This window comes from Streptomyces sp. WAC05292 (assembly GCF_003949955.1).
GTDB lineage: Bacteria > Actinomycetota > Actinomycetes > Streptomycetales > Streptomycetaceae > Streptomyces > Streptomyces globosus.
The window spans coordinates 1-3,731 of sequence record NZ_RPSE01000501.1; the positions used below are offsets into that span (position 1 = coordinate 1).

The window sequence follows — 3,731 nt, forward strand, 5'->3', positions numbered from 1 at the left end:
ACCTGACCCCGCCTCCTCCTGACGGATACGGCGCATCAAGGAGCGGCTGCCGTGGAACACGCACAGCAGCGCCCGGCCGCCGACCCCAGGAGCCCACCGTGCCCGACCACCCCCCTGGCACCCGCGGCCGTCCCGTCCACGCCCCGGAGGCGGTGTACGCCGGGATCCGGCAGGAGGTCGCCGCCCGAGCCGGCCGCCTGTGGGACACCGCCCTCGCGCTCCACCGCGACCCCGAGCCGGCCTACGAGGAGCACCGGGCGGCCCGGCTGCTCACGGCGGAGCTGGCGCGGGAGGGCTTCCGGGTCGAGCGGGGGACGGCCGGACTGCCCACCGCGTTCACCGCGCGCGCCGGCGGCGGGGAGGGGCCCCGGGTGGCGGTGCTGCTGGAGTACGACGCGCTGCCGGGGCTCGGCCACGCCTGCGGGCACAACCTGATCGCCGCGGCCGGCCTGGGCGCGGCCCTCGCCGTGCGGGCCGCCCTCGGCGACCGGCAGGGCTCGCTGCTGGCCGTCGGCACGCCCGCGGAGGAGCGGGGCGGCGGCAAGGTCGCGCTCGTGGAGGCGGGCGTGTTCGACGGCGTGGACGCGGCACTGATGGTGCACCCGGGCGTCCACGACTGGTCGTGGGCGCCCCTGACGGCCTCCGCGCAGGTCCGGGTGGGGTTCCACGGCCGCGCCGCCCACCCGACGGGCAACCCGACGCAGGGCATCGACGCCCTGGGCGCGCTCGTCCAGCTCTTCAACACGCTGGGCGTGCTGCACCGCCGGCTGCCGCCAGGCTCCCACGTCCAGGGCATCGTCACCGACGGCGGGCGCGCCACCAACATCGTCCCCGAGTACGCCGAGGGGCTGTTCGGGCTCCGCGGCGCGACCACGGCCGCCCTGGAGGCGCTCGCCGGCGAACTGGAGCGGTGCGCCGAAGGCGTGGCCGCCGCCACCGGGACCACGGCCACCGTGGAGCGGGCGGGCGGACGGTACGAGCACTTCCGCGACAACCCCGCCCTCACCGCCCGGTTCGCCGGGCACCTCGCCCGGGCCGGAATCCGCCTGACGGAACCGGAGCCCGGCGTGTACCTGGGCTCGTCCGACATCGGCAGCGTGAGCACCCGCGTGCCGGCCATCCACCCGTTCCTCGCCATCATGGACGCGGCGGACGGCTCCGACCACACCCCCCGGTTCGCCGCGGCGGCCGCGTCTGCCCGCGGACGGCGCGTCGTGCTCGCGGCGGCGGAAGCCCTCGCCTGCACGGCGGCGGACGTGCTGCTGTGCCCGGAGGCCGCCGCGCAGGCATGGGCGGCGCTGCGGGAGCGGGCCGAAGCCGGCCTGTGACGCCGAAGCCGCGTCGCACATCCCGGGACCCGGAGGCGGCGCGGTGTCAGGCCCCGAGGTCGAGCAGCAGGGCCAGCACGCCGACCAGTGTCGCGCTGCTGACGATCTCCCCTCGGGCGATCAGGCCGGGGACCTCGGCCAGCGGGATCCACTCCAGCCGGTCCGACTCGTTCCGCTCGGTGGGCCCGCCGATACGCCGTACCCCCTCCGCCCGGAACACGAAGTGCCGGCTGTCGGTGATCCCGGCCGCGGGTTCTGCGCTGATCAGCGCCCTCACGGTCTCCGGGCGCCACCCGGTCTCCTCCTCCAACTCCCGCGCCGCGGCCGCCTCGGGGCTCTCGCCGTCCTCGACCAGGCCCATGGGCAGCTCCCAGGCCCAGGTGTCCGTGACGAAGCGGTGGCGCCACATCATCAGCACGCGCCGCCGCTCGTCGACGGCCGCCGCGACGGCGAGGTCCCGCAGCCGCACCACGTGGTAGTCGGTGCGGACGCCGTCCGGCTGCTCCACGTCCAGGGAACTCACCTGCAGCCAGGGCGTGGCGTGGAGGGTGCGCTCGCCGTGGACGGTCCATCGCATGTCGAGCCTGCTCTCGGGGGCATCGGTCGGGCAATCGGTGATCAGTCGTATCACAGCCCCGGAGCTCACCGGTTTGCCTGAACATGCCAGTAAGTGATCATCTGTTGGCGTCGGTTCAAGCGAAGACGAAGGAGCACCATGCGCGCCAGCGCCGTACGCCGTCTCTCCACCCTCGCCGCAGGGGTCGGCCTGACCCTCTCGGCCGCCTTCACGGCCGCCACCCCCGCCTCGGCCGCCGCCATCACCTGCCGGGAAGCGGGCGGCAGCCTGTACGTCACCGCCACGTCCGCCCCCGTGCGCACCGCCTACTACGAGACCGGGCGGGTCGTCGACACCGTCCACCGGGGCGACCGGCTCAACTTCACGAAGTCGTGCACGAACTCCAAGGGCAACCTCTGGTACTGGGTCGACAGGACGTACGGCGTGAACAAGGGCTGGATCTACTCGGGCAACGCGGCCCGCATCTGAGCCCCCGCCCGGCGGCGGCCGCCGTCCCCGTCCCCGTCCGGGCCGGCGGCCGAGCCGTCACCGGCACAAGGCGGTGTCGACCAGCTTCTGCGCGTTGTCGCGGTACTCCGGCATGTGGGTGCCCAGGGCCGTCACCGCCACGGCGGCCGCACGGCCGTCGTCCGTCACCGCGTTGCGCGTGGTGTAGCCGAATATGCTGCCGCCGTGTCCCCAGGCCAGGCCGCCGCAGCTCAGCGGCGTGCTGGTGACTCCCAGGCCGAAGCGGATGCCGGGATGCATGGCCGCGTCCTCGGGCACCGCGACGGTGGTGCGCATCTGGGCGAGCTCCGCCGCCCCGAGGAGCTTTCCGCCCATCAGGGCGGAGAAGAAGCGGTTCAGATCCCCCGGGGTGGAGACCAGCTGCCCGGCGGCCCACCCCCACGACGGGTCGAGGCGGGTGATGTCCTGGAGGGGGCCGCCCGGCCGCGCCTCGTGGTACCCCTTGGGGTGCCGCCCGCGCAGGTCCTCCTCGCCCACGCCGGGGAAGTAGGTGTGGCGCAGCCCGATGCGGTCGATGACGCGGCGGGTGATCTGCTCGGCCAGCGGGCGTCCGGTGACCTTCTCGACGAGCAGGCCGGCGAGGACGTAGTTGGTGTTGCTGTACGCCCAGCCGGTGCCCGGAGCGAACAGCGCCTTGTGGGCCAGGGCCGTGTCGAGCAGCGTGCGGGGCTGGTAGTAGGTGTGCCGCGAGGCCTCCCCCGAGTAGTCGGCCATCATGCGCGCCGTGTAGTCGGGCAGCCCGCTGGTGTGCTGCAGCAGCTGGCGCACCGTGATCCGGTTGCCGTCGATGCCGTCGCCGCGCACCAGGCCCGGCAGGTACCGCTCGACAGGGGCGTCGAGGTCGACCTTCCCCTCGCCGACCAGTTGGAGGACGACGGTCGCGGTGAACGCCTTGGTGTTGCTGCCCGCCCGGACCTGCCCGTCGACCGGCACCTTCGCCCCGGTCCGCAGGTCGGCGACACCGGCCGTGTGGTGGCGGGTGCGCCCGTCCCCGCCGACGACGGCCGCGAGGGCCCCCGGATAGCCGTCCTCCCGCACCAGGCGCTCCAGGCCCTGGCGCACCGCGTCGCCGGAACCCGTGGCCGGCGCCGCCGCGGCGGGGAGCGCGCCCCCCGCGGCCAGCGCGGCGGCCAGCACCGCGACCACGGCGGTCACCCGCCGCTTCAGGGGCTGGGAGCCGACGCGGACGGCCGCCGGCCGCCGGGAACGATTGCTCATGGCACATCTCCTTGCGCACCCCGCACGGGGGCATCGGTGGGTGGATGCCGACGACCCTAGGAACCGCCCCCGCCCCGGCACATCGCCCGCCGGCCCGAGTC

4 protein-coding genes are annotated in these 3,731 nt (G+C 75.2%); 2 read left to right on the forward strand and 2 right to left on the reverse strand.

Going from position 1 to position 3,731, the window contains the following annotated elements; genetic code table 11:
• Positions 1-98 precede the first annotated feature (98 nt).
• Complete coding sequence (locus tag EF903_RS30025; RefSeq protein WP_125548148.1) at positions 99-1,328, forward strand: amidohydrolase; 1,230 nt, start codon at positions 99-101, stop codon at positions 1,326-1,328.
• Between the two features lie 46 nt (positions 1,329-1,374).
• On the opposite strand, the gene EF903_RS30030 is transcribed toward EF903_RS30025, so the two are convergent.
• The gene (locus EF903_RS30030) at positions 1,375-1,905 is read right to left on the reverse strand and encodes an NUDIX domain-containing protein (protein ID WP_125548149.1); all 531 of its coding nucleotides are present in this window, start codon (positions 1,903-1,905) and stop codon (positions 1,375-1,377) included.
• 138 nt (positions 1,906-2,043) lie between these two features.
• Between EF903_RS30030 and EF903_RS30035 the strand changes: the two genes are divergently transcribed.
• Positions 2,044-2,373, forward strand: a complete 330-nt coding sequence (locus EF903_RS30035) for a hypothetical protein (RefSeq protein ID WP_125548150.1) — start codon at positions 2,044-2,046, stop codon at positions 2,371-2,373.
• Between the two features lie 57 nt (positions 2,374-2,430).
• Here the strand turns inward: EF903_RS30035 and EF903_RS30040 are convergent, their stop codons facing one another.
• Positions 2,431-3,630 (reverse strand): serine hydrolase, encoded by a 1,200-nt coding sequence (locus tag EF903_RS30040; RefSeq protein ID WP_125548151.1) that lies wholly within the window; start codon positions 3,628-3,630, stop codon positions 2,431-2,433.
• Between the last annotated feature and the right edge of the window lie 101 nt (positions 3,631-3,731).